At 51.8% G+C, this 386-nt stretch carries 2 tRNA genes; both read right to left on the reverse strand.

The window, feature by feature from the left end:
- Positions 1 to 67: 67 nt before the first annotated feature.
- Positions 68 to 143 (reverse strand) — tRNA-Ala (locus tag OK412_RS23420).
- Positions 144 to 289: 146 nt separating this feature from the next.
- Positions 290 to 366: transfer RNA gene (locus OK412_RS23425), tRNA-Ile, on the reverse strand.
- Positions 367 to 386: the final 20 nt, after the last annotated feature.

Consider the following 386-nt stretch of genomic DNA (forward strand, 5'->3'; position numbering starts at 1 on the left):
TAATACGTCGCAGCACACCGTCGCCGGTATGCTCTGAGGTATTTCAGAAAAAAACAGATAAACGGTATGGTGGAGCTAAGCGGGATCGAACCGCTGACCTCCTGCGTGCAAGGCAGGCGCTCTCCCAGCTGAGCTATAGCCCCATACAGTTACTGCAGAGACCACTACTACCACTCAACCGAGTTACATTCTTCAGGAGAAGGATGCAATTTCTTTTCAGGCAAGGCATGCGGAAGGGACGTTTACTCAGGTAAACGACCGCGCGCATAACGCAGCATGAGAAGAAATTTGGTAGGCCTGAGTGGACTTGAACCACCGACCTCACCCTTATCAGGGGTGCGCTCTAACCACCTGAGCTACAAGCCTGTAGAGGTTTTTTCTGCTCG

It is taken from the genome of Pantoea sp. JV6, from assembly GCF_025910055.1.
GTDB classification, from domain to species: domain Bacteria; phylum Pseudomonadota; class Gammaproteobacteria; order Enterobacterales; family Enterobacteriaceae; genus Pantoea; species Pantoea agglomerans.